Here is a 24,178-nt window from a genome sequence, read left to right as displayed (position 1 = left end):
CGGTTCGGGGGATCAGTAATGCGGCGGCGGCGGTTCGTCGGCCGGGTCGGCGTAGAGCGTGCTGCGCACCTTGCCCAGATCTTCGAGCAGGTGACGCAGCAACTCGGCGTTGCGCTGGCTTTCGATCCGCGCTTCGGCCAGGGCATCGCTCATTTCCGCCAGCGCCTGCTCCTGGAAGGAGAGGCGCGTTTCCAGCTCGATCAGGCGGTTCTCCAGCAACCGATCCTGGGTGGAAAAATCATGCTGCATGGATCGAACGTCCGCGGCCGATGCCGTAGTACGCCAGGCCGAAGCTCTCGATTTCCTGCGGATCGTAGAGATTGCGGCCGTCGAACACCACCGCATCGCCGATCAGCTCCTTCATGCGGGTGAAGTCCGGGCTGCGGAACTGCTTCCACTCGGTGACCACCACCAGCGCGTCGGCGCCTTCCAGCGCATCGAAGGCATCGCTGCAGAAGTGCAGGTCGGCGCGCTCGCCGAAGATGCGCTTGGCCTCCTCGGTCGCTTCAGGATCGTAGGCACAGACCGTGGCGCCCGCTTCCCACAGTTGCGCCAGCAGGCGGCGGCTGGAGGCGGCGCGCATGTCGTCGGTGTTGGGCTTGAACGCCAGGCCCCACACTGCGAAGGTCTTGCCCTTCAGCGGCTGTGCCGCGCCGTAGTGGCGCTGGATCAGCTCGTACAGGTGGCCTTTCTGCGCCTCGTTGACCGCTTCCACCGCATCCAGCAGCCTGGGCGCGTGGCCGTACTGCTGCGCGGTGCGCGCCAGTGCCTGCACGTCCTTGGGGAAGCACGAGCCGCCGTAGCCGGCACCCGGGTAGATGAAGTGCCAGCCGATGCGCGGATCCGAGCCGATGCCCTGGCGCACCTTCTCCACGTCGGCGCCGACGCGCTCGGCGATGTTGGCGATCTCGTTCATGAAACTGATCTTGGTCGCCAGCATCGCGTTGGCCGCGTACTTGGTCAGTTCGGCCGAACGCACGTCCATCTCCACGATGCGGTCGTGGTTGCGGTTGAACGGCGCGTACAGGCGGCGCAGGCGCGCGGCCGAGCCGGGCTTGCTGCTGCCGATGACGATGCGGTCCGGCCGCATGCAGTCGGCCACCGCATCGCCTTCCTTCAGGAACTCCGGGTTGGAGACCACGTCGAACTCGATCGCTTCGCCGCGCGCTTCCAGCTCGGCGGCGATCGCCGCGCGCACCTTGTCGGCGGTGCCCACCGGCACCGTCGACTTGTTGACCACGATGGTCGGCCCCTGGATGTGCTGGCCGATGGTGCGGGCCACCGCCAGGACGTACTGCAGATCTGCGCTACCGTCCTCGTCCGGCGGCGTACCGACGGCGATGAACACGATATCCCCATGCGCGATGGCGCTGGCCGCATCGGTGGTGAAGAACAGCCTCCGTGCGGCGTGATTGGCCTTGACCATCGGCGAGAGGCCAGGCTCGTAGATCGGGACCACGCCCTTGTTGAGCCCATCCACCTTGGCCTGGTCGATGTCTACGCACACCACATGGTGGCCGACTTCGGCCAGACAGGTTCCGGTGACGAGCCCGACATAGCCGGTGCCGAATATCGCTACGCGCATGTAATCTCCTTTCGGTTATTGAAGGATGTTCAAAAGTTCCACGTCGAAGGTCAACATCGCATCCGGGCCGATCGGGCCGCCCGGCGTTCCCTGCGGGCCGTAGCCCAGGTTGGACGGAATCCAGAAGCGGTACTTGGACCCCACCGGCATCAGCGCCACGCCCTCGCTCCAGCCCGGCACGACCTGGCTCAGCGAGAACTCGGCCGGCTGGCCGTTCTTGTAGGAGCTGTCGAAGACGGTGCCGTCGAGCAGCTTGCCTTCGTAGTTCACCCGCACCTTGCTGGTGGGCGTGGGCCGCGCGCCGCTGCCTTCGCGCAGCACCATGTACTGCAGGCCCGACGGCGTGGTGATCACGCCCTTCTGGTTCTTGTTCTGCGCCAGGAAGGCGTTGCCCTCCTGCTTGTTCTTGGTCGCCACGGCAGCCTGCTTGGAGGCGCCGAACGCCTGCAGCGTGGCCATCGCCTGCTCCTGGGTCATCGCGGTCTGGCCCTTGGCGAACACCGTGCGCACCGCGCCCATCAGCGTCGGCAGGTCGATGTCGTTCTGGATCCGCGCCAGCGACGGGCCGACCGCACGGTCGCCCAGCATCAGGCCGACGTTCTCCTTGGACACCGGCGGCGGCTGCGTGCCAGGCGCCATGCCCGGCACCGGCTGGCCGTTACGCGCGGCCAGTTGCGTGCGCAGCGCGGTGTCGGTGGCCTGGGTCTGCTCGTCGGACAACAGCGGCTTGCCGCCCTTGAACGCGTTCTCGATCGCACGCTGCAGCGCGTTGACGTCGATGTCCTGGGCGATGGGCTCGAACGAACGCGCCACATCCATGCCGATCGCGTAGCTGACCTTCTGCTTCTCGCTGCTCAGCGTCGTCGTCGCGCTGCCGGCAGCCGGCGCCTGCGCCTGCGCTTGGCCGGCGGCCAGCATCATCCCCACCACCAGCGACGCCACGGCGCCGCGCATTCCCATCTTCATTCGCTACTTTCCCTGGAAGTGAACCGTGAACTGGACGCGCCGGGATGGCGCAGACAGAGGCCGGCATTGTCGCATGCGCGGCCGAGATGTTGACTCGCTTTCAGTGCGACGCAGGCTGCGCTTTCAGTTCGCGTTCGATGGCACTGCGCAAGGCCGGATCGTCCGGCGTGACCTTGCTCGGGAATTGCGCGACCACGCGCCCATCGCGCGCGATCAGATACTTGTGGAAATTCCAGCCCGGCGCCACGCCGGTGGCCTGGGTCAGTTGCTTGTACAGCGGCGTGGCCTCGTCGCCGATCACGTGCACCTTCTCGAACATCGGGAACTTGACCCCGTAGGTGAGCGTGCAGAATTCCTGGATCTGCTTCTCCGATCCCGGCTCCTGGCCCTTGAAATCGTTGGACGGGAAGCCGAGCACGCTGAAGCCCTGCGCCGCGTACTGCCGCTGCAGCTTCTCCAGGCCGTCGTACTGCGGGGTGTAGCCGCACTTGCTGGCGGTGTTGACCACCAGCAGCACCTTGCCGCCGTAGGTCTTGTTCAGGTTCACCTTGTCCTTGCCGGCCAGCGGACGGTAGTCCCGGTCCAGCAAGGAGCCCGCCCAGGCACTGCCGACGGTGCCGGCAGCGGCCAGGATCGCGAGGAAAAACAGACGCTTGGAAAATTTCATGGGGCACCGTCGAAGAGAAAGGGAAGTCGCGTACGACCAGGTCGGAAGTTGGGTCCGCAGCGTGTTGACATGCCGTGTAACGGTGTTATAGTTAAATACAACACCACTCACCCAGAGCAGGTCCCACGATGAATCTCAAACGCTTCCAGCGCAGCCTTCCGGCCCTGGTCATCGTCGGCACCCTGCTCTGCGCGAGCTGGATCGGCGCCCAACGCCACCAGGGACGGCCGCTGGATTATGGCGCCAGCACGCCGCACGACGACAGCGCCACCGGCGCCGCACCCGCCACCGCCCCGGCGGTACGGCGTCTGCGGGCCTCGCTGTCCGTGCCTTATTTCTCCTTCGCGCGCACCCTGCGCCCACGGAGCTGACCATGAGCGATATCCAATGGAGCGATGGCGCTCCGATCTACCGCCAGCTGAAGGAGCGCGTCATCGCGATGATGCTCGACGGCATCCTCAAGCCCGGCGACGCCCTGCCCTCGGTGCGCCAGGTGGCCGCCGAATACCAGCTCAACCCGATCACCGTCTCGCGCGCCTACCAGGAACTGGCCGACGAGGCCCTGGTCGAGAAGCGCCGCGGGCTGGGCATGTTCATGACCGAGGAAGCGGCGCAGAAGCTGCGTGGCAGCGAGCGCGAGCGCTTCCTCAACGAAGAGTGGCCTCTGGTGCTGGAACGCATCCAGCGCCTGGGCCTGACACTGCAAGACTTGTTGCCACCGGGGAAAACGCCATGACTGCCGCTGTCGCATCCGAATCCGTCGTCTCTGCGCAGGGGTTGCGCAAGACCTACAACCACAAGCCGGCGCTGGCCGACGCGTCCTTCACCATCGCGCCCGGCCGGATCGTCGGCCTGATCGGCCCCAACGGCGCCGGCAAGACCACCGCATTGAAGGCGGTGCTGGGCCTGACTGCGGTGGAAGGCGAACTGCGCGTGCTGGGCATGGACCCGCGCAAGCAGCGCGACGCGCTGATGAACGAGGTGTGCTTCATCGCCGACGTGGCGGTGCTGCCGCGCTGGATGCGGGTGCGCGAGGCGATCGACTTCGTCGCCGGCGTGCATCCGCGCTTCGACCGCGCCAAGTGCGAGCGCTTCCTGGCCAACACCAAGCTCTCGCCCAAGCTGCGGGTGCGCGAGATGTCCAAGGGCATGATCGTGCAGTTGCACCTGGCGCTGGTGATGGCGATCGACGCGCGCCTGCTGGTGCTGGACGAGCCGACCCTGGGCCTGGACATCCTGTACCGCAAGGAGTTCTACCAGCGCCTGCTGGAAGACTATTTCGACGAGCAGAAGACCATCGTCATCACCACCCACCAGGTGGAGGAGATCGAGCACATCCTCACCGACGTGCTGTTCATCCGCGACGGCCGCATCGTGCTCAGCGCCGACATGGAGCACATGGCCACCCGCTACACCGAGCTGCTGGTGCCGGCCGAGCGCATCGACGCGGCGCGCGCGCTGCAGCCGATCGACGAACGCGGCCTGCCGTTCGGCAAGTCGGTGTTCCTGTACGACGGCGTGCCGCAGGCGCAGCTGGCCGCGCTCGGCGAAACCCGCACTCCCGGCCTGGCCGACCTGTTCGTCGCCATCATGAAGGGCACCTACGCATGAACGCTCCCGCCAAGACAATCTCTCCCGTGTCCACCTTCACGTGGCTGCTCAAGCGCGAGTTCTGGGAACACCGCGGCGGTTTCCTGTGGGCCCCGGTCATCACCGGCGGCATCGTCGCCGCGCTGTACACGGTGCTGTCGATCATCGGCAGCATCGCCGGCCGCAACCACGGCGGCGGTTCGCGCCTGAACGACGTGCAGTGGGACGGCCAGGCCCAGAACGCCCACCAGATCATCGGCGCGGTCGGCGACGGCACCATGCTCGCCGGCGTCCTGCTGGCCAGCATCGTGGTCGGCTTCGTGGTGTTCTTCTACGCGCTGGGCGCGCTGTACGACGACCGCCGCGACCGCAGCGTGCTGTTCTGGAAGTCGCTGCCGCTGTCGGACACCGGCACGGTGCTGTCCAAGGCCGCCTGGGCGCTGCTGCTGGCGCCGCTGCTGGCGATCGGCGTCGGCCTGCTGATCGGCCTGGCGCTGTGGGTGGTCACCGCCCTGACCCTGTCGGTCAACGGCATCCCGCAGAGCACCGCGGTCTTCACCGAATCGCACCCGCTGCGCATCATCGGCATGGTCCTGGCCGCGCTGCCGGTACAGGTGATGTGGTCGCTGCCGGCGATCGGCTGGCTGATGCTGTGCTCGGCCTGGGCGCGCAGCAAGCCGTTCCTGTGGGCGGTGCTGATCCCGATCCTGGGCTGCGTGACCGCCAGCATGATGGGCATCCTGCCGATGCTCAATGTCAACCACAATCTGATCTGGTACACGGTGGTCTATCGCGGCCTGCTCAGCGTGCTGCCCGGCAGCTGGGGCCCGGTACTGAACGAGCAGGTGGCCGAGACCCACATCAGCGGTCCGCAGGACCTGGTCAATGCGATCCACCTGGGCGACAGCTGGGTGCTGTTCCGCGACCCGGACATGTGGATCGGCGCCGCCGTCGGCGTGGCCTTCATCGTCGCCGCGATCTACGTGCGCCGCTGGCGCGACGAAGCCTGATCGCAGCGCAGTCCCCTTCCCTTTTCTGCAAGGAGTATCCCGATGCGCAAGACCCTCGCCCTGTGTGCGCTGCTGTCGCTGCCGGCCGTCGCCATGGCCGACGACTGCAAGTATTCCGAACCGCGCGAACTGAAGCTGGACCTGGCCGGCGTCAAGTCGGTGCTGTTTGACGTGCAGCAGAACGACCTCAAGCTCAGCGGCGCCAGCGGCGGCGACTCCACGCTGCGCGGCCGCGCCTGCGCCTCCGACGAGGACATGCTCAAGGAGCTGACCCTGCGCCAGCGCCACGACGGCGATACCCTGGTGGTGACGCTCAAGCACGAGGGCAAGATCCACGGCATCAGCGTCGGCAACCGCTACGCCTACCTCAACGTGGCCGGCAGCATTCCCGCCAACCTGCCGGTGCAGCTGCAACTGGGCTCCGGCGATGCCGAGATCAGCGGCGTGGCCTCGCTCGACGCCAAGATCGGTTCCGGCGACCTGCACGCGCAGAACATCCGCGGCGCGGTCAGCGCCACGGTCGGCTCCGGCGACATCGAACTGCGCAATGTCGGCAGCGTGGCCCTGCCGACGCTGGGTTCGGGCGACGTCAAGGCCGATCAGGTCGGCGGCGACGTCAAGGTCGGCACCGTGGGCTCCGGCGACCTCACCGTGCACGGCGTGCGCGGCAGCGTGCAGCTCGACAGCGTGGGTTCGGGCGATGTGCAACTGCGCGACGTCAGCGGCAGCGTCGCGGTGCAGACCGTCGGCTCCGGCGACCTGGACGTGGGCAACGTCGGCGGCAACCTGAGCGTGCAGAAGGTCGGCAGCGGCGACGTCACCCACCGTGGCGTGCGCGGCAGCGTCAACCTGCCCAAGCCGCGCTGATCTCCTCCGCTTTCTCCCTTTCGTACGAGGACACGCCCATGCAGTTCCGTTCCCTGCCCCTGGCCGGCGTCGCCCTGGCCACCCTGCTCGCGCTGAGCGCCTGCCAACGCTCATCCAACGACCGCGTCGTGGTCGATCACGGCGGCGCGCAAAGCCTGACCTTCCTCAACGGCGACCTGACCCTGAAGGCCGACGGACAGCCGCCGGCCACCATCACCCGCGACGGCAAGCTGCTGATAGACGGCAAGCCGGTCGCGCTGGACGCCGAGCAGCAACGCCTGCTGCTGGCCTACCGCAGCCAGATCGAGGCGGTGGGCAAGCAGGGCGTGGAAGTCGGCAAGGCCGGGGCGGCGCTCGGCGTGAAGGCGGCCGGCGATGCCATCAGCGGCGTGCTCAGCGGCGACACCGAGCACATCGGTGCGCAGGTCGAGGCGCAGGCCGACAAGATCAAGCAGGCGGCGCTGAAGATCTGCGACCAGGTCGCCGCGCTGCGTGCCGCGCAGGATGCGCTGATGCAGAAGGTGCCGGCGTTCCGTCCCTACTCCACCCTTGACGACAGCGACGTCAGCGACTGCAGGCACTCGGCCGCGTAACCAGCGGCAGCCGCGCTGCCGCGACGCTCGTCCACAACCGCCCGCCATGTTCGCGCTCCACCCGGCAGTCGTGCAAACGTTTGCCGGGCGGCTCGCGGTCTCAGCGGGCGTACTGTTTCGCGCCGGCCACGCAGACCACCGCGACCAGGGTCACCGCCAGCATCGTCCAGCTCACCGTTTCGTGCAGCAGCAGCGCCGCCAGGCCCAAGCCGATGAAGGGCTGGAACAACTGCAGTTGCCCGACCGCCGCGATCCCGCCTTGCGCCAAGCCGCGGTACCAGAACACGAAGCCGATCAACATGCTGAACAGCGAGACATAGCCCAGGCCGAGCCATGCCGGCATCCGCACAGCGCCGAACGACGCGGGCTGCGTCAGCAAGGCCAGGGACACCATCAGCGGCAACGACAGCACCAGCGCCCAACAGATGACCTGCCATCCGCCCAGCGTGCGCGACAGGCGCGCGCCCTCCGCATAGCCCAGCCCGCACAGCGCCACCGCAGCCAGCATCAGCAGATCGCCTCGCAGCGAGGCGTCGATCCCGCCGATCGCCGCATAGCCGACGACGCTGGAGGCACCGGCCAGCGAGAACACCCAGAACGACGGACGCGGGCGTTCGCCGGCGCGCAACACGGCAAAGACGGCGGTGCACAACGGCAGCAGGCCCACGAACACGATGGAATGCGCCGAGGTGACGTGCTGCAGCGCCAGCGCGGTCAGCAGCGGAAACCCGGCCACGACCCCCAGCGCCGTCATCGCCAAGGCGGGTAGCTCGGCGGGGCGCGGACGCGGCTGCCGAAACGCGAGCAGGAGCGCTAGCCCAAGTGCGGCGGCAATGCTGGCGCGGGCGCAGGTCAGGAACACGGGAGAGAAATCGGCAACCGCGACGCGGGTCGCCGGCAACGACCCCGCGAAAATCATCACGCCGATACATCCATTGATCCAGCCACTGGTGATCTTTTCCATGCGAGTCTCCCGGTTGCGTCGCCGCTGTAGTAGACGCCGCGCGAAGCCGCTGCGGCCAGATACGGTCCAATACGGTTTCGCAGTACTGTTATGCCTCAAGACCCAGTACAGACGACGACAGTGGACAGACCTGAAGCACCCGGTACGCGCATCGATGCGGTGATGACCGATATCCGCGCCCGCATCGCCAACCGCACCAGCCTGCCCGGAGCGCGCCTGCCTTCGGTACGCACACAGGCGCGCGCGCTGCGCGTATCGGTGTCGACGGTGGTGGAAGCCTACGAGCGGCTGGCGGCCGAAGGCGCGATCGTGGCGCGACCGGGGTCGGGCTTCTATGTGGCCGGGTCCGTGGCCCCGCTGGCGCTGGCGCACCTCGGCCCGAAGCTCGACAGGCAGATCGATCCGCTGTGGGTGTCGCGGCAGTCGCTGGAAGCGGATGCGCGTGCGCTCAAGCCCGGCTGCGGCTGGCTGCCCCCGGAGTGGCTGTACGGCGCGGGCATGCGCCGCGCACTGCGCACGCTGGCGCGCGCCGACACGCTGGAACTGACCGAGTACGCCACGCCCCTGGGTCACCCCGGCTTGCGCCAGTTCCTGTCGCGACGGTTGGCGAGCAATGGCGTGCAGGCGCCGCCCGAACAGATCCTGCTCGCCGAATCGGGAACGCATGCGATCGACCTGATCGGCCGTTTCCTGCTCTCGCCCGGCGACACGGTGCTGGTCGACGACCCGTGCTACTTCAATTTCCATGCCTTGCTCAAGGCGCATCGCGTGCAGCTCGTGGGCGTGCCCTACACGCCGAACGGACCGGATGTGGCGCACTTCGAAGCTGCACTGCAGGCGCACGCCCCGCGGCTGTACATCACCAATTCGGGGATCCACAACCCCACCGGCGCGACCCTGTCCGCGGCGACGGCGCACCGGCTGCTGCTCTTGGCCGAGGGCTCGGACCTGGTGATCGTCGAGGACGACATCTTCGCCGACTTCGAGACCAGCCCCGCCCCGCGGTTGGCGGCCTTCGACGGCCTGGCGCGGGTCATCCAGGTCGGCAGCTTCTCGAAGACGGTGTCGGCGTCGCTGCGTTGCGGCTACATCGCCGCGCGTGGCGACTGGATCGACAGCCTCGCCGACCTGAAGATCGCCACCAGCTTCGGCGGCGGACGGCTGGCGGCCGAGGCCGTGCTGATCGCCCTGACCGACAGTGGCTACCGCCGGCACATGGAGACCTTGCGGCGACGGCTGGCGGAGCAGATGGCCAGGACCGTGGCGCGGCTCCAGGGCCTCGACATCCGGCCCTGGCTGATCCCGCAGGCCGGCCTGTTCCTTTGGTGCAGGCTGCCAGCGGATATGGAGGCCGCCGCGATCGCGCGCGCCTGCCTGCAGGAGGGCGTGGTGCTGGCACCGGGCAATGCCTTCAGCCAGTCGCTGAGCGCGGGCGATTTCCTGCGTTTCAACGTGGCGCAATCCACCGACGAGCGGATGTTCAGCGTGCTCGCGCGCGCCATGCAGTCCACCCCGAACCCGCGCCGCTAGCGCGCGGCCAGCGCGCCTCGCCACGACCGCAGCCGCCGCACGTTCTAGAATGCCTTACTCCCCCACTGCATTGCCCCCATGAAGAAGACGCTGTTCGCCTGGTTCTCGCTGCTGTCGCTGTGCCTGCTGCTCGCCGCCTGCGGCGGACGCGGCGGCGAGACCGCCTCCTCGCGCGCCGAGCGCAGCAAGCCGCGGGTGGCAGTGGACAGCATGAACGTGATGCTGCGCCGCGCCCCGGCCGCCAATGCCACCATCGGCCCCGATGGCAGCCTGCGCATCGACGACATCGAACTGCCGCTGCCGGCCGCGCAGCGCACCGAGTTGCAGCAGTTGTTCATGCACCTGCAGATGCAGCGCCAGCGCACCCTGGAGACCGCGGCGCCGGACCCGAACATGCGCTCGGTCGGCTTCGCGCCGACTCCGGAGATCACCGCCGCGCAGGAAGCGGTCTTGCGCGACATTCCGTCGCTGCAGCCGTACCGCGATAGCTTCGGCAACCTGCAGGCCGAGCGTCGCTGAGGGGCGCCGGCGCGCGCAAGTGCCGGCACAAGAGCGCCTCCAGTAAAGCTGGATGTCTTCCTGTAGGAGCGGCTTCAGCCGCGATGGCTTTACCGAGAAAGCCCGTCGCGGCTAAAGCCGCTCCTACAGAGGCCTGCGGTGAGACAGCCGGAGGCCATGTCGGAGGCACTTCAGTCCCGACTGCCTTCGGTGTCCGATTGCCGCCCTCCTTCGTTCTTCGCGGCTAAAGCCGCTCCTACAGGTGCTTGCGGCGAGATATCCGGAGACGATGTGGGCGGGACTTCAGTCCCGACTGCTTTCACCGTGCGATCGTCCGCTGCGCCTGGCACGCCATAACGCCGTGCCAGGCATTTCTGCTCGCAGCGCCAGCGCGCTTCAGCCGCCGCCGCCCGCGCCGGCGTGAATGCCGCCTTCGGTCAATGCGGCGGGGTCCAGCAGCCGGCGCAGCTCGTCCTCGCCGAGGCCGCTGTCCTCCTTGGCCACCTCCAGCACCGGCCGGTTCTCCTTGTAGGCGCGCTTGGCGATCGCCGCGGCCTTCTCGTAGCCGATGATCGGATTCAGCGCGGTCACCAGGATCGGGTTGCGGTCCAGCGCCTCGCGCACCCGCTCCTCGCGTACCTTGAGCCCGGCGATCGCCGAATCGGCCAGCAGCACCGACACGTTGCCCAGCAACTGGATCGACTCCAGCAGGTTGGCCGCGATCAGCGGCAGGGTCACGTTCAACTGGAAGTTGCCGGTCTGCCCGGCCACGGTGATCGCGGTGTGGTGGCCGATGACCTGCGCGCAGGCCATCACCGTGGCCTCGGGAATCACCGGGTTGACCTTGCCCGGCATGATCGAGCTGCCCGGCTGCAGCGCCGGCAACTCGATCTCGCCGAGGCCGGCCAGCGGCCCGGCGTTCATCCAGCGCAGGTCGTTGGCGATCTTGATCAGCGCCACCGCCAGCGCATTGAGCTGCCCGGACAGTTCCACCGCGTCGTCCTGCGCGGCCAGGCCCTCGAACTTGTTCTCGGCGCTCTCGAAGGTGCAGTCGGTCAGCGTCGACAGCGCCTTGGCGACCTTGCCACCGAAACGCGGATCGGCGTTGATGCCGGTGCCGATGGCGGTGCCGCCCAGCGGCAGCCGGCGCAGGCGCTTGAGGCTGTCGTCGATGCGTTCCTGCGCCGACACCAGTTGCGCCGACCAGGCGCCGAACTCCTGGCCGAAGGTCAGCGGCATCGCATCCATCAGGTGGGTGCGCCCGGTCTTGACCACGCCCTGCAGTTGCTTGGCGCGCTTGTCGATCACCTTGCGCAGATGCTTGAGCGAGGGCAACAGATGCTCGCGCGCGGCCAGCAACGCCGCGACCCGGATCGCGGTCGGCACCACGTCGTTGGAGCTCTGGCCGAGGTTGACGTGGTCGTTGGGATGCACCGTCGGCAGCGCCTTGCTGCCGTTCTTGCCCTCGCCCTTGGCGGTGCGGTTGGCCAGCGTGGCGATGACCTCGTTGGCGTTCATGTTCGACGAGGTGCCCGATCCGGTCTGGTAGATGTCGATCGGGAAGTGCGCGTCGTGGCGGCCCTCGGCCACCTCCAGCGCGGCGGCCTGGATCGCCTTGGCGACGGCCTTGGGCAACAGCTCCAGGTCGGCGTTGACGCCGGCCGCGGCGGCCTTGATCAGGCCCAGCGCGCGGATGAAGCCGCGCGGCATCGGACGCCCCGACACCGGGAAGTTCTGCACCGCACGCTGGGTCTGCGCTCCCCACAAGGCATCGGCGGGCACCTGCAGTTCGCCCATGCTGTCGTGTTCGACCCTAAATTTGTCACTCATTGCGCAATCTCCGCATCTGCAAAAGGGAACCCATCGGCGCCGTCGTCGGACGTCCGGGGAGGCAGGCTGGCGGGATTGCGGCTGGCGCGCGCATTATCCGCGGCGCAGCGCCCGGCGTCAGCAGTGTGCGCCCGCGGATGTTAGGAATGTCTGGAGGCTTGTCCGCCCGGCGCAGACCTGCCGCGATCGGCAGCCGCATCCGAGCGCGGATCGGATCCGCGGAGCCAGGCAGCGCGGTGCGAACGGCGTGAGCCATGCGCCGTTGTCGGCAAACGACGGGACGACGACACGGGTGAGGGCCAGCGGCATGCGCCGCCGGCCCGGACGCTCATTGCTGCCGGTTGCTCTGGAACACCAGGTCGTTGTAGCTCTTGAGCAGGCGCGCCGGCGAGCCTTCCGGTGCGACGATCGGATTGTCCAGCGAGCGCTGCTCGAATGCGCTGTACGGAATCTTGTCCGCCACGCGCTTGATCCGCGCCTTGGATTCCTTGCGGAAATTCTCTGCCGCGCTTTCGAAGCCTGCCCAGTCGGACTTGCCCGGCTCCTGGTCGGCGACCTTGGCGTGCGCCTCGTCGGACAGGCGGTTGAAGCCGGCCACCAGCGCCGTGGCCTTGGCGGTGTCGAAGTCGTCGTCCTGCATCAGGCCGGCGATCTCCTTGGCCTCGAGCATCATCGACAGCCGGTAGAACTCGCGGGTGCGCCCTTCGGCCTTCTCCATCGCCTTCAACTGCTCGCGCTGCGCGGCATCGTTCTGCGCCTCCAGCTCATGGCTGAAGGCCTCGCTGGCTTCGTGGAATTCGGACAGCGCGGCCATCAGCGGCGCATGCAGTTGCTTGCCCTTGGCGAACTGGTCGTCCTGGTAATCCTCGCGGTCGTAGTAGTCGCGGGCCTGGTTGGCCAACGGTTGCAGCGTCTTCAACGCGGCCAGATAGCGCTTCGCCGCCGCATCCAGCGCCGGCAGCGCCGGCTTGGCCGCGATCGCCTGGGTCATCGGCGCATCGCACAGCTTCATCGCGTACTCGTCGATCGGGGCCGGCCCATACACGCTGGTTTCCTTGCCGGTCGGGCCGGCCTTGGGGTCGGCCATCCAGCGGATGTACTGCTGCGCGCCTTCGTGGATGCGCCCATCGACCTTGTTGAAGCATTCGATGTAGGCGTTGAGCTTGCTGGTCAGGGCCTGATCCGTTTCGCTGCCAGCGGTATCGGCGGAGGCATGGCGGGCATCGGCACTGGCATCGGAATCGGTCGGCGTGGCCGAGGGCTTGCCGCCGCAGGCGGTCATGAAAACGGACACAGCGGCGGCCAGCGCCGCCAGACGCAAAGAAGATTTCATTGGGGGGAACGTTGATGTTGAAAACGGTTACAGAAAGTCTAGCAAACGAAAAGATTGTCGCGGCGTGATGGCTGGAGGGCCGGGATTGGGGAGTCGGGACTGGGGATTCGCAACAGCGGTTGCGCGCTTGTGCGGGTGTTCGTTGGCGACGCTTGCCTGTGACCGAATGCGCGAGACGGTGCCCGCGGGCGCCGCCGCCATGGCGCATCGGCTAGACTGCGGCGACGTATCACCGATGGAACTTCCACGCCGCCATGGGCGACGATTCAGACTGTAGATGGCGCACGCTGCGCCGGACCACGCACTCCGCCGTTTCCACCCCTCCCGCCCGGCGCGATGACGCGCCAGCGGCGCGCGCCGGGGACCGCACATGATCGGCGACCTCCTGCTGTTGGCACTGGCGATGCTGCTGGTGCTGCTCAACGGCTTCTTCGTCGCCGCCGAGTTCGCCCTGGTCAAGCTGCGCCATACCCAGGCCGTGGGCCTGGCCGAGCACCACGGTTGGCGCGGCCGCCTGCTGCTCAATGTGCACGGCCATCTCGACGCCTACCTGTCCGCCTGTCAGCTCGGCATCACCCTGTCATCGCTGGGCTTGGGCTGGGTCGGCGAACCGGCGTTCGCGCACCTGTTGCAGCCGCTGTTCGACCTGCTGGGGCTGAGCGAGGAGGCGGCGCGCCTGAGCGCCTTCGTCATCGCCTTCAGCGTGATCTCGTTCCTGCACATCGTGCTCGGCGAACTGGCCCCCAAGTCGATGGCGATCCGCCGCCCGGAGCGCATGTCGCTGTGGACCGCGGCGCCGCTGTACCTGTTCTACTGGGCGATGTATCCGGCCATCTGGCTGCTCAACACCAGCGCCAACGGCTTGCTGAAGGCCGTTGGCTGGGGCGAGGTCGAGCATGCCTCGCACCGCTACTCGCGCGAGGAACTGAAGCTGATCGTGGGCCGCCAGCACCCCGCCGGCGGCGCGCCCGACCACGAACTGACCCTGATGAGCCATGCGCTGGAGCTGCCGGAACTGGTCGCCGGCGACCTGATGCGCGCGCGCGACCATCTGCGCGCGTTCCGCGAGGGCATGGCGCTGGAGGCGGTGATGGCCGAGTTCGCCGAGAGCCGCTACAGCCGCTACCCGTGGTTCGACCGCGACGGCGAGCAGGTGCTCGGCATCCTGCACATGAAGGATTTGCTGGTGGAGATCGCCCGCGGCCGCCGCAGCGACGATCTGGGCGCGCTGCTGCGCCCGGCCAACCTGATCGCGCTGGAGACGCCGGTGCCGCTGGTGCTGGAGCGCTTCCGCACCGGCGCCACGCACATGGCGCTGTGCGTGGACGAGCACGGTCGCATCCTCGGCTACTTCACCCTGGAAGACCTGCTGGAAGTGGTGGTCGGCGACATCGAGGACGAGCACCCGCACGTGGTCAAGGACGCGCCGACCCGCGGCGCCGACGGCAGCGTGCTGGTGGCCGGCTCGACCTCGATCTTCCGCCTCGAACGCCTGCTCGGCCGCGACCTGCACGCGCCGGAGCACCTCAACTCGGTCGGCGGGCTGATCGTGCATCAGTTGCAGCGCCTGCCCGAGGAAGGCGAGCAGTTGCAGATCGACGGCCACCTGTTCACGGTCAAGCGCATGGCCGGGCACCGCATCCAGGCGGTGACCGTGCGGCTGGGGTCCGTCATTCCTTCGTGAGGGTGTGCCGCAGTGTGTCGCCTGCGTCTGGCAGGCAGGCGCCGGCATTGCCTGGGCGCAGCGCCCGACTGGCCGCCAGGTCACGCCACGCAGCGCCGCCGGCGTCTGCCACGCCCGACCCGAAGGGCCGTGGTGCGGCCTGCTCAGGGAGTACGACACACCCCAGCCCAGGCCACGGACGCCGCGCCGACGTAGAATGGCGCCCCCGCCGACACCACCCCACGCCCCCGCCATGTCCGATTCCGCCCTGCTCGCCCTGTCCCCGCTCGATGGCCGCTATGCCGGCAAGGTCGACGCCCTGCGGCCGATCTTCTCCGAATACGGCCTGATCAAGGCGCGGGTGAAGGTGGAGATCGAATGGCTGCTGGCGCTGGGCGCCGAGCCGGGCATCGGCGAACTGGCCGCGTTCTCGCCGGCGGCGGCGCAACGCCTGCGCGCGCTGGCCGACGGCTTCGGCGTGGAGCACGCGGCGCGGGTCAAGCAGATCGAGCGCACCACCAACCATGACGTCAAGGCGGTGGAGTACTTCATCAAGGAGCAGCTCAAGGACGACGCCGAACTCGGCCCGGCCCTGGAGTTCGTGCATTTCGCCTGCACCAGCGAGGACATCAACAACCTCAGCTACGGGCTGATGCTGGAGCAGGCCCGGCGCGAGGTGCTGCTGCCGACCCTGGACGCGGTGATCGCCACGCTGCGCGGGCTCGCCCACGCACAGGCCGCACAGCCGATGCTCTCGCGCACCCACGGCCAGACCGCCTCGCCGACCACCCTGGGCAAGGAGATCGCCAACGTGGTCGCGCGCCTGCAGCGGCAACGCCGGCAGATCGCCGCGGTCGAGCTGACCGGCAAGATCAACGGCGCGGTCGGCAACTACAACGCCCACGTCGCCAGCTACCCCGACGTCGACTGGCCGGGCTTCGCGCAGCGCTTCGTGGAAAGCCTGGGCCTGGTATTCAACCCCTACACCACCCAGATCGAGCCGCACGACAACGTCGCCGAACTGGGCGACGCCACCCGCCGCGCCAACACCGTGCTGATCGACCTGGCGCGCGACATCTGGGGCTACATCTCGCTGGGCTACTTCAAGCAGAAGCTCAAGGAAGGCGAGGTCGGCTCCTCGACCATGCCGCACAAGGTCAATCCGATCGATTTCGAGAACGCCGAAGGCAACTTCGGCATCGCCAACGCCCTGTTCGAGCACTTCTCGGCCAAGTTGCCGATCAGCCGCTGGCAGCGCGACCTCACCGACTCCACCGTGCTGCGCGCGCTCGGCACCGCCTTCGGCCACACCCAGGTGGCGCTGGACTCGCTGGCCAAGGGCCTGGGCAAGCTGACCGTGAACCCCGAGCGCCTGGATGCCGACCTGGATGCCGCCTGGGAAGTACTCGCCGAAGCCGTGCAGACGGTGATGCGCCGCCACGGCCTGCCCAACCCCTACGAGCAGCTCAAGGCGCTGACCCGCGGCCAGGGCATCACCGCCGAGTCGATGCGCGCCTTCGTCGAGACCCTGGAACTGCCCGAGGACGCCAAGCAGCGCCTGCGCGACCTGACCCCGGGCGGCTACGTCGGCCTGGCCGAGCGGCTGGCGCGCGCCATCTAGGGCCGTCCATCCTGGGTTAATCGGCCGGGGGCATGCTGGTGGCTCACAGCAGAGCCCCGCGATGAGACACACCCCGTTGTTTGTGCTGCCGCTGTTGGCCCTGGCCGGCTGCGCGCAGGCGCCACGCCCGCCGGCCGGCGATGGCGCGCACACCGCCGCCCCGCGTACCGTGATCATGCAGGCCGCGCCGCCGATCGCGGCGGCGCCGTCGGCCGGCGACATTGCCGATGGCGACGAGCGCGACGCGGAAGCGCCGATCCGCATGGTCGCCTCGGCCAGCGGCGACATCGATTGCGACGGTCGCGACCTGAACATCGTCGGCCGCGACGCCACCCTGGTGCTGCATGGGCACTGCGCCACCGTCAGCCTGTTCGGCCGCAACGGCAACCTGCAGATCGAGCGGGCCGACACCTTGCGCGTGCTCGGCGACAACGCCCAGGTGGCGATGCGCGGCGACGCGGGGCAGGTCGCGCTGTTCGGCCGCAATGGCCGGCTGCAGATGGCACGCATCGCGACCCTGGACGTGTCCGGCGACCAGAACCAACTGCAGGCCACCGAGATCGCCACCATCGCCCTGCAGGGCAACGACAACGCCATCGTCCAGCGCAGCGGCAGCGCTCAGGTCGACGACGGCGGCCGCGACAACCGCATCCTCGTCCAGTAGCGCGACCGACGCTGCGCCCCCACTGCCCTGAGGGTCGCCGTCATCGCCCAGTTCGTATGCGCCTAGCGCCGCCCATGGCCTGCGCACGTGGTCACCCACGATACGCGGTCACGACACACGGCCAGGGCCTCCGCCCGGCCGCCCATCCGCGCGCAGCGGCGCACACGAAGGCCAGCGCGATGGCCACACGCGCCAAACCGGCGGACAATGGCCGGGTCCGGCCGGCGCCGCTGCGCGCCCGCCCTTTACCTTCCGCGTCGCAAGGACCCACTGCACATGGCTGCCCGCAAGACCGCCGCTCCCGCCTTCGAACTCCACGCCCGCCCCGGGCAACCGCTGGGCATGCCCGCCGCGACCTTCCTGCGCGACTACTGGCACAAGCGCCCGCTGCTGATCCGCAACGCCTTCCCCGGCTTCGTCTCGCCGATCGAGCCCGGCGACCTGGCCGGGCTGGCGTGCGAGGAGGCGGCGCTGTCGCGGCTGATCGAGCACGACCGCGCCAACGACCGCTGGCGCGTGCGCAGCGGCCCGTTCCAGGAACACGAGTTCCCCGGCATGCCCGACCACGACTGGACGCTGCTGGTGCAGGACGTGGACAAATGGGACCCGGACATCCGCGCCCTGCTCGAGCAGTTCCGCTTCCTGCCGCGCTGGCGGGTGGACGACGTGATGGTCAGCTTCGCCGCGCGCGGCGGCTCGGTCGGCGCACACGTGGACCACTACGACGTGTTCCTGCTGCAGGCCCATGGCCACCGCCGCTGGCAGATCGACGCCAGCGTCGCGCTGGGCCGGCCGGCGCCGCCGACCGACTTCCGCGACGACGTGGAACTGAAGCTGCTGCGCCAGTTCGACCCGACCCACGATTGGGTGCTGGGGCCGGGCGACATGCTGTATCTGCCGCCGCTGGTGCCGCACCACGGCGTGGCCGAGGACGCCTGCCTGACCTTCTCGGTGGGCATGCGTGCGCCGTCCTCGGCCGAGCTGATCGCCGATTACCTGGACACCCTGATCGACGGCGCCGACGAGGCGCTGCGCTACCACGACGAAGACCTGCAGGCGCCGGCCGACCCGTACGAGATCGACACGGCGGCGATGGGCCGCGTGGTCGAGGCGCTGAACGCGCTGCGCATGAACGATCCGGACAAGCTGGGTGCCTGGTTCGGCCGCTTCATCACCACCTACCGTGCCGCCGGCGAGATCCTGCCGCCGGCCGGGCTGCCGCCGGCGGCGGAGATCGCCGCGGCGCTGGAACAGGGCCTGGTCCTGCAACGGCATCCCTGGGCACGGCCGGCGTGGCGGCGCGCCAGCCGCGGCGCCATGCTGTTCTGCAGCGGCCTGGAATTCGCGCTGCCGGTGAAGGACGCCAAGCGCCTGGCCGCGGCCGAGCACCTCGACGGCACGGACTACGCGGCACTGTCGGCGGCCGGCAGGCAGACCCTGCTGGAACTGATCGAAGGCGGCTTCTATCAGCCGCTGGACGCGCAGGATGCCGAGGACGAGGACGCCGAGGCGAGCTGATCCGACCATGCCCGGCCCCGGTTTCCGTATCGCTGCGCTGGATCCCGTCCGCGACGGCGCCGAACTGCGCGCGTTGCGTGCCGCGACCGGTGCCGCCGCGGACTCCGCCGACACCGCCGCGGCGGCGCTGGACGCGCTGGGCGAGCACCTGGTCGCGCGCAGCGACGACGGCCAGGCGGTGGGCGCGGTGCGGCTCGGCGCGGACCGGCGGATCGCCGCACTGACCGTGCTGCCCGGCTGGCGCGGGCGCGGTGTCGGCAGCGCGCTGCTGCGTGGCCTGGTCGAGGCGGCGCAACGCCGGCGCTGGCCGCACCTGGAGCTGCAGGCCCCGGCCGCCACGCTGGCGTTCTATGCCCGCCACGGCTTTCTGCCGCCCGCGGGCGGCATGGCCGCCGCCGCGGAGGCCGTGCCGCTGCGGCGCCGCTTCGACGGTGCCGTGGCGGTGGAGGACGCGGCGATGGCGATCGCCGCCAGCATCGCGGTACTGGCGCAGGCCCGCCGCCAGGTACTGATCCACAGCCGCGCGCTGGATCCGGGCCTGCTCGACGATGCCCGCGTGCTGGAGCAACTGCGCCGCTTCGCGGTCGCCGCGCACGCCAAGCAGGTGTGGATCCTGCTGCACGATGCGGCCGCGCCGCAGCGCGCCGGCGCGCCCTTGCTGGCCCTGGCGCAGCGCTTGCCCAGCGTGTTCCAGTTCCGCGAAGTCAGCGATCCGGTGGACCGCAGCGACGCCACCGCCTACCTGGTCAACGAGGGCGGCGGCTACTACTTCCGTGGTCTCGGTCACCGTTACGACGGCGAGACCGACCTGCTCGGCAGTGCCCGCGCGCGGCAGTTGCGCAGCTCCTTCGCCCGGGTCTGGGAGCGTGCGCGCCCCTGCAGCGAACTGCGCGCACTGGGTTGGTGAGGCCGCCGGACCGCGCCGCCACGTGCGCCGCGGATGAACCGGGATCGGCCTTGACCACGCCGAATGCACACCCCGGCTGGTTCATGGGGGTATAATTTTTGCGCTTGATTACGCCCGCGCGGCCCACGCGTCCGCCGGTTCCTACCGCAAGCCACCCCAACAAAGCGACCGCACCCCACCATCGTGGACAATCTACTCAAGCAGTTTGCGCAGTCATCGCAACTCGCCGGCGGCAATGCCGCCTATATCGAAGACCTGTACGAACAGTACCTGGTCTCTCCCGACAGCATCGATCCCAAGTGGAAAACCTACTTCGACGGCTTCCAGGGCCGCGATGCCGGTGACGTCCCCCACTCCGCGGTCATCGCCCACATCGCCAGCGCCGCGCGCCAGGCCGCCAACAGCGGCACCGGCCCGAGCGGCGACGAGCGCGAGCGCCATGTCGGCCGCCTGATCACCGCCTACCGTTCGCGCGGCCACCTCGGCGCGCGCCTGGATCCGCTGGGCCTGACCCCGCCGGTGAACCCGCCGGACCTGGGCCTGCCGTTCCACAGCCTGTCGGAAAGCGATCTGGGCAGCGAGTTCAGCACCGGCGGCCTGGGCGGCCAGCCGCGGATGAAACTGCGCGATCTGCTGGCGCGGCTGAAGGCGACCTACACCGGGTCGATCGGCAGCGAGTTCATGCACATCTCCGAGTTCGAACAGCGCCAGTGGATCTACCAGCGCCTGGAGAACGCGGGCGGCAACATCGCCGGCGACGCCGCCAGCCGCCGCCGTACCCTGGAGCGGATCACCGCCGCCGAGGGCCTGGAGCGCTACCTGCACACCAAGTACGTCGGCCAGAAGCGCTTCTCGCTGGAAGGCGGCGACTCGCTGATCCCGATGATGGACGTGCTGGTGCAGCGCGCCGGGAACGACGCGGTCAAGGACATCGTGGTCGGCATGGCCCACCGCGGCCGCCTCAACGTGCTGGTCAACACCCTGGGCAAGAACCCGCGCAAGCTGTTCGACGAGTTCGAAGGCAAGTTCGAGCACGCCCACGACGACCGCGCCCACACCGGCGACGTGAAGTACCACATGGGCTTCTCCGCCGACGTGGCGGTAGCCGACGGCAAGTCGGTGCACCTGGCGCTCGCGTTCAACCCCTCGCACCTGGAAATCGTCGACCCCGTGGTGGTCGGCAGCGTGCGTTCGCGCCAGGAGCGCTACGGCGACGCCGCGCGCAAGTCGGTGCTGCCGGTGATCATCCACGGCGATGCTGCGTTCGCCGGCCAGGGCGTGGTCATGGAGCTGTTCCAGATGTCGCAGGCGCGCGGCTTCGCGGTCGGGGGCACCGTGCACATCGTGGTCAACAACCAGATCGGCTTCACCACCAGCGCCCGCGACGACGCCCGTTCCACGCTGTACTGCACCGACGTGGCCAAGATGATCGGCGCGCCGGTGTTCCATGTGAACGGCGACGATCCGGACGCGGTGGCGTTCGTGGCCAACCTGGCCTACGACTTCCGCCAGCAGTTCAACAAGGACGTGGTCATCGACCTGGTCTGCTACCGCCGCTGGGGCCACAACGAGGCCGACGAGCCGGCGGCCACCCAGCCGGTGATGTACCAGACCATCCGCAAGCACAAGACCACCCGCGAGCTGTACGCCGCCCAGCTGGAAAGCGAAGGCGTACTGCAGGCCGGCGAGGCGCAGGCGCTGGTCGACGGCTACCGCAACAAGCTCGATTCGGGCGAGTACACCACCGAACTGGCGACCCGCAAGCCCGACGAATTCGCCATCGACTGGTCCAAGTACCTGTCGGGCAAGCTCTCGGACAAGGTCGACACCACGGTCAAGCGCAAGACCCTGGACCAATTGGCCAAGATCATCACCACCATCCCGGGCGGCGTCGAGCTGCACCCGCGCGTGGCCAAGATCTACGAGGACCGGGTGAAGATGGCCGCCGGCGAACTGCCGGGCGACTGGGGCTTCGCCGAAAACCTGGCCTATGCCACCCTGCTGGGCGAAGGCCACAAGCTGCGCCTGGTCGGCCAGGACGCGGGCCGCGGCACGTTCTTCCACCGCCACGCGATCCTGCACGACCAGAAGACCGACAGCTACTACCTGCCGCTGCGGCAGTTGGTGGAGAACCCGGAAGACGCCACCGTGATCGACTCGCTGCTCAGCGAGGAGGCGGTGATGGGCTTCGAGTACGGCTACTCCACCACCGATCCCAATGCGCTGTGCATCTGGGAAGCGCAGTTCGGCGACTTCGCCAACGGCGCGCAGGTGGTGATCGACCAGTTCATCGCCGCCGGCGAGGCCAAGTGGGGCCGCATCTCCGGCCTGGCGCTGTTCCTGCCGCACGGCTACGAAGGCCAGGGTCCGGAGCACAGCTCCGCGCGCCTGGAGCGCTTCCTGCAGCTGTGCGCGCTGGAGAACATGCTGGTCTGCGTGCCGACCACCCCGGCGCAGGCGTTCCACATGATCCGTCGGCAGATGCGCATGTCCACGCGAAAGCCGCTGGTGGTGATGACGCCCAAGTCGCTGCTGCGCCACAAGCTGGCGGTGTCGACGCTGGAAGAACTGGCCGATGGCGAGTTCCAGCACCTGATCCCGGACGCCAAGGCCGACCCGAAGAAGGTCAAGCGCGTGGTCGCCTGCTCCGGCAAGGTCTACTACGACCTGCTCGAGGACCAGACCAAGCGCGGCCAGGACGACGTCGCCATCCTGCGCGTGGAGCAGCTGTATCCGTTCCCGCGCGAGCTGCTGTCGGCCGAACTGAAGCGCTACGGCAATGCCACCGACCTGGTCTGGTGCCAGGAAGAGCCGCAGAACCAGGGCGCCTGGTACCAGATCAAGCACCACCTGCAGGCCTGCCTGGCCGACGGACAGAGCCTGCACTACGCCGGCCGCGCCCGTTCGCCGTCTCCCGCCGCCGGCCATTTCGCCGAGCACGTGGAAGAGCAGCTGAAGCTGGTCGCCGACGCGCTGTTGAATCCGTTCAACGACCAAGTCGCTGAATAAACCACATCACCCTTTCGAAAAAAGACACCACTAGGACGCCCCCTGCAATGGCCACCGAAGTCAAAGTTCCGGTACTGCCCGAATCCGTATCCGATGCCACCATCGCCAGCTGGCACAAGAAGGCCGGCGAGGCGGTCAAGCGCGACGAGAACCTGGTGGACCTGGAGACCGACAAGGTCGTGCTGGAAGTGCCCTCGCCCGTCGACGGCGTACTGAAGGAGATCAAGTTCGAGACCGGCGCCACCGTAACCAGCTCGCAGATCCTGGCGATCATCGAGGAAGGCGCGGCCGCCGCTGCGGCGCCGGCCGAGGCCAAGGTCGCCGAGGCCCCGAAGGCCGAAGCGCCCAAGGCCGCCGCCGCGGAAGCGCCGAAGGCTGCCAAGGCCGAGGCGCCGAAGGCCGCCGGTGACGTCTCCAGCCTGCCGCCGGGCGCGCGCTTCAGCGCCATCACCGAAGGCGTGGATCCGTCGCAGGTCGAGGGCACCGGCCGGCGCGGCGCGGTGACCAAGGAAGACATCCTCAACTACGCCAAGCACGGCGGCGCCGGCAAGGCCAGCGGTGCGCGTCCGGAAGAGCGCGTGCCGATGACCCGCGTGCGCAAGCGCATCGCCGAGCGCCTGATGCAGTCGAAGAACTCGACCGCGATGCTGACCACCTTCAACGAGGTCAACCTGGCCAAGGTTTCGGCCGCGCGCAAGGAACTGCAGGACGAGTTCCAGAAGGCCCACGGCATCAAGCTCGGTTTCATGAGCTTCTTCGTCAAGGCCGCGGCCAACGCGCTGCAGCGCTTCCCGCTGGTCAACGCCTCGATCGACGGCGACGACATCATCTATCACGGCTACAGCGACATCTCCATCGCCGTGTCCACCGACAAGGGCCTGGTCACGCCGGTGCTGCGCAACGTCGAGCGGCAGTCCTTCGCCGACATCGAGCAGGGCATCGCCGACTACGCCAAGAAGGCGCGCGACGGCAAGCTGAGCCTGGAAGAACTGCAGGGCGGCACCTTCACCGTGACCAACGGCGGCACCTTCGGCTCGCTGCTGTCGACCCCGATCATCAACCCGCCGCAGAGCGCGATCCTGGGCATGCACGCGATCAAGGAGCGTCCGATCGCCGAGAACGGCCAGGTCGTGATCGCCCCGATGATGTACCTGGCGCTGTCCTACGACCACCGCATCATCGACGGCAAGGACTCGGTGCAGTTCCTGGTCGACATCAAGAACCAGCTGGAAAACCCGGGCCGGATGCTGTTCGGTCTGTAAGAGCCGGGATTGGGGATTCGGGATTGGGGATTGGTCACAGCGTCCCCGTCCTGAGCCCCTCCTGCTTTTGCGAATCCCGAATCTCCAATCCCGAATCCCGT

At 68.6% G+C, this 24,178-nt stretch carries 22 protein-coding genes; 15 read left to right on the top strand and 7 right to left on the bottom strand.

Features of this window, described 5'->3' with window-relative positions:
• Positions 1–12: 12 nt before the first annotated feature.
• The 4 genes from FHR56_RS04155 to FHR56_RS04140 all read right to left on the bottom strand — a co-directional run bounded on the left by FHR56_RS04155 (position 13) and on the right by FHR56_RS04140 (position 3,218).
• Positions 13–249 carry a SlyX family protein gene (locus FHR56_RS04155; protein WP_010344225.1) on the bottom strand — a complete coding sequence of 79 codons (237 nt, stop codon included), beginning with the start codon at positions 247–249 and terminating at the stop codon, positions 13–15.
• Positions 239–1,585, bottom strand: a complete 1,347-nt coding sequence (locus FHR56_RS04150; RefSeq protein ID WP_160948243.1) for a UDP-glucose/GDP-mannose dehydrogenase family protein — start codon at positions 1,583–1,585, stop codon at positions 239–241. The genes FHR56_RS04155 and FHR56_RS04150 overlap by 11 nt, the downstream gene beginning before the upstream one ends.
• 15 nt (positions 1,586–1,600) lie before the next feature.
• Positions 1,601–2,551: an FKBP-type peptidyl-prolyl cis-trans isomerase gene (locus FHR56_RS04145; protein WP_160948242.1), complete on the bottom strand. Its 951-nt coding sequence runs from the start codon at positions 2,549–2,551 to the stop codon at positions 1,601–1,603.
• A gap of 100 nt (positions 2,552–2,651) precedes the next feature.
• Entirely contained in the window at positions 2,652–3,218 is a 567-nt protein-coding gene (locus FHR56_RS04140; RefSeq protein ID WP_160948241.1) for a glutathione peroxidase, read from the bottom strand.
• 128 nt (positions 3,219–3,346) lie between these two features.
• Here FHR56_RS04140 and FHR56_RS04135 point away from each other — a divergent pair, with 128 nt between their 5' ends.
• From FHR56_RS04135 to FHR56_RS04110, 6 genes are read left to right on the top strand one after another with little or no spacing between them, the layout of a single operon-like run.
• On the top strand, positions 3,347–3,589 hold the full coding sequence (locus FHR56_RS04135) for a hypothetical protein (RefSeq protein WP_160948240.1): 243 nt from the start codon (positions 3,347–3,349) through the stop codon (positions 3,587–3,589).
• A gap of 2 nt (positions 3,590–3,591) precedes the next feature.
• On the top strand, positions 3,592–3,954 hold the full coding sequence (locus tag FHR56_RS04130; protein ID WP_017908106.1) for a GntR family transcriptional regulator: 363 nt from the start codon (positions 3,592–3,594) through the stop codon (positions 3,952–3,954).
• Entirely contained in the window at positions 3,951–4,829 is an 879-nt protein-coding gene (locus FHR56_RS04125; protein WP_160948239.1) for an ABC transporter ATP-binding protein, read from the top strand. Before FHR56_RS04130 ends, FHR56_RS04125 begins: the two co-directional genes overlap by 4 nt.
• Entirely contained in the window at positions 4,826–5,818 is a 993-nt protein-coding gene (locus tag FHR56_RS04120; RefSeq protein WP_184502411.1) for an ABC transporter permease, read from the top strand. The genes FHR56_RS04125 and FHR56_RS04120 overlap by 4 nt, the downstream gene beginning before the upstream one ends.
• Positions 5,819–5,860: 42 nt before the next feature.
• Positions 5,861–6,685, top strand: a complete 825-nt coding sequence (locus FHR56_RS04115; RefSeq protein ID WP_160948237.1) for a DUF4097 family beta strand repeat-containing protein — start codon at positions 5,861–5,863, stop codon at positions 6,683–6,685.
• A 38-nt stretch (positions 6,686–6,723) separates the two neighbouring features.
• A complete protein-coding gene (locus FHR56_RS04110; protein ID WP_160948236.1) occupies positions 6,724–7,278 on the top strand; it encodes a DUF2884 family protein in 555 nt (184 codons plus the stop codon).
• Between the two features lie 100 nt (positions 7,279–7,378).
• Here FHR56_RS04110 and FHR56_RS04105 read toward each other — a convergent pair whose 3' ends face one another.
• The gene (locus tag FHR56_RS04105; protein WP_160948235.1) at positions 7,379–8,242 is read right to left on the bottom strand and encodes a DMT family transporter; all 864 of its coding nucleotides are present in this window, start codon (positions 8,240–8,242) and stop codon (positions 7,379–7,381) included.
• Between the two features lie 162 nt (positions 8,243–8,404).
• Here FHR56_RS04105 and FHR56_RS04100 point away from each other — a divergent pair, with 162 nt between their 5' ends.
• Complete coding sequence (locus FHR56_RS04100) at positions 8,405–9,772, top strand: PLP-dependent aminotransferase family protein (protein ID WP_160948234.1); 1,368 nt, start codon at positions 8,405–8,407, stop codon at positions 9,770–9,772.
• A gap of 78 nt (positions 9,773–9,850) precedes the next feature.
• The gene (locus tag FHR56_RS04095) at positions 9,851–10,291 is read left to right on the top strand and encodes a hypothetical protein (protein WP_160948233.1); all 441 of its coding nucleotides are present in this window, start codon (positions 9,851–9,853) and stop codon (positions 10,289–10,291) included.
• 375 nt (positions 10,292–10,666) lie between these two features.
• On the opposite strand, the gene FHR56_RS04090 is transcribed toward FHR56_RS04095, so the two are convergent.
• Positions 10,667–12,100, bottom strand: a complete 1,434-nt coding sequence (locus FHR56_RS04090) for a class II fumarate hydratase (protein WP_160948232.1) — start codon at positions 12,098–12,100, stop codon at positions 10,667–10,669.
• A gap of 328 nt (positions 12,101–12,428) precedes the next feature.
• Positions 12,429–13,433 (bottom strand): YiiG family protein, encoded by a 1,005-nt coding sequence (locus FHR56_RS04085; protein ID WP_160948231.1) that lies wholly within the window; start codon positions 13,431–13,433, stop codon positions 12,429–12,431.
• Between the two features lie 370 nt (positions 13,434–13,803).
• On the opposite strand from FHR56_RS04085, the gene FHR56_RS04080 reads away from it, so the two are divergent.
• From FHR56_RS04080 to sucB, 7 genes are all read left to right on the top strand, one after another.
• Positions 13,804–15,117, top strand: coding sequence for a hemolysin family protein (locus tag FHR56_RS04080; RefSeq protein ID WP_160948230.1), 1,314 nt, complete (start codon positions 13,804–13,806; stop codon positions 15,115–15,117).
• A gap of 232 nt (positions 15,118–15,349) precedes the next feature.
• Complete coding sequence (gene purB / locus FHR56_RS04075) at positions 15,350–16,717, top strand: adenylosuccinate lyase (protein WP_160946047.1); 1,368 nt, start codon at positions 15,350–15,352, stop codon at positions 16,715–16,717.
• A gap of 61 nt (positions 16,718–16,778) precedes the next feature.
• Positions 16,779–17,381: a DUF3060 domain-containing protein gene (locus FHR56_RS04070; protein ID WP_160946046.1), complete on the top strand. Its 603-nt coding sequence runs from the start codon at positions 16,779–16,781 to the stop codon at positions 17,379–17,381.
• A gap of 276 nt (positions 17,382–17,657) precedes the next feature.
• A complete protein-coding gene (locus FHR56_RS04065) occupies positions 17,658–18,899 on the top strand; it encodes a cupin domain-containing protein (protein ID WP_160946045.1) in 1,242 nt (413 codons plus the stop codon).
• 7 nt (positions 18,900–18,906) lie between these two features.
• Positions 18,907–19,806: a GNAT family N-acetyltransferase gene (locus FHR56_RS04060; protein ID WP_160946044.1), complete on the top strand. Its 900-nt coding sequence runs from the start codon at positions 18,907–18,909 to the stop codon at positions 19,804–19,806.
• 183 nt (positions 19,807–19,989) lie between these two features.
• Positions 19,990–22,815, top strand: coding sequence for a 2-oxoglutarate dehydrogenase E1 component (locus FHR56_RS04055; protein WP_160946043.1), 2,826 nt, complete (start codon positions 19,990–19,992; stop codon positions 22,813–22,815).
• Between the two features lie 47 nt (positions 22,816–22,862).
• Complete coding sequence (gene sucB / locus FHR56_RS04050; protein ID WP_160946042.1) at positions 22,863–24,077, top strand: dihydrolipoyllysine-residue succinyltransferase; 1,215 nt, start codon at positions 22,863–22,865, stop codon at positions 24,075–24,077.
• Positions 24,078–24,178: the final 101 nt, after the last annotated feature.

Origin of the sequence: Xanthomonas sp. F10, from assembly GCF_014206815.1 — a bacterium.
Classification (GTDB): domain Bacteria; phylum Pseudomonadota; class Gammaproteobacteria; order Xanthomonadales; family Xanthomonadaceae; genus Xanthomonas_A; species Xanthomonas_A indica.
The sequence above is the reverse complement of the archived record's forward strand: the minus strand, read 5'-3'. Positions and strand labels throughout refer to the sequence as shown.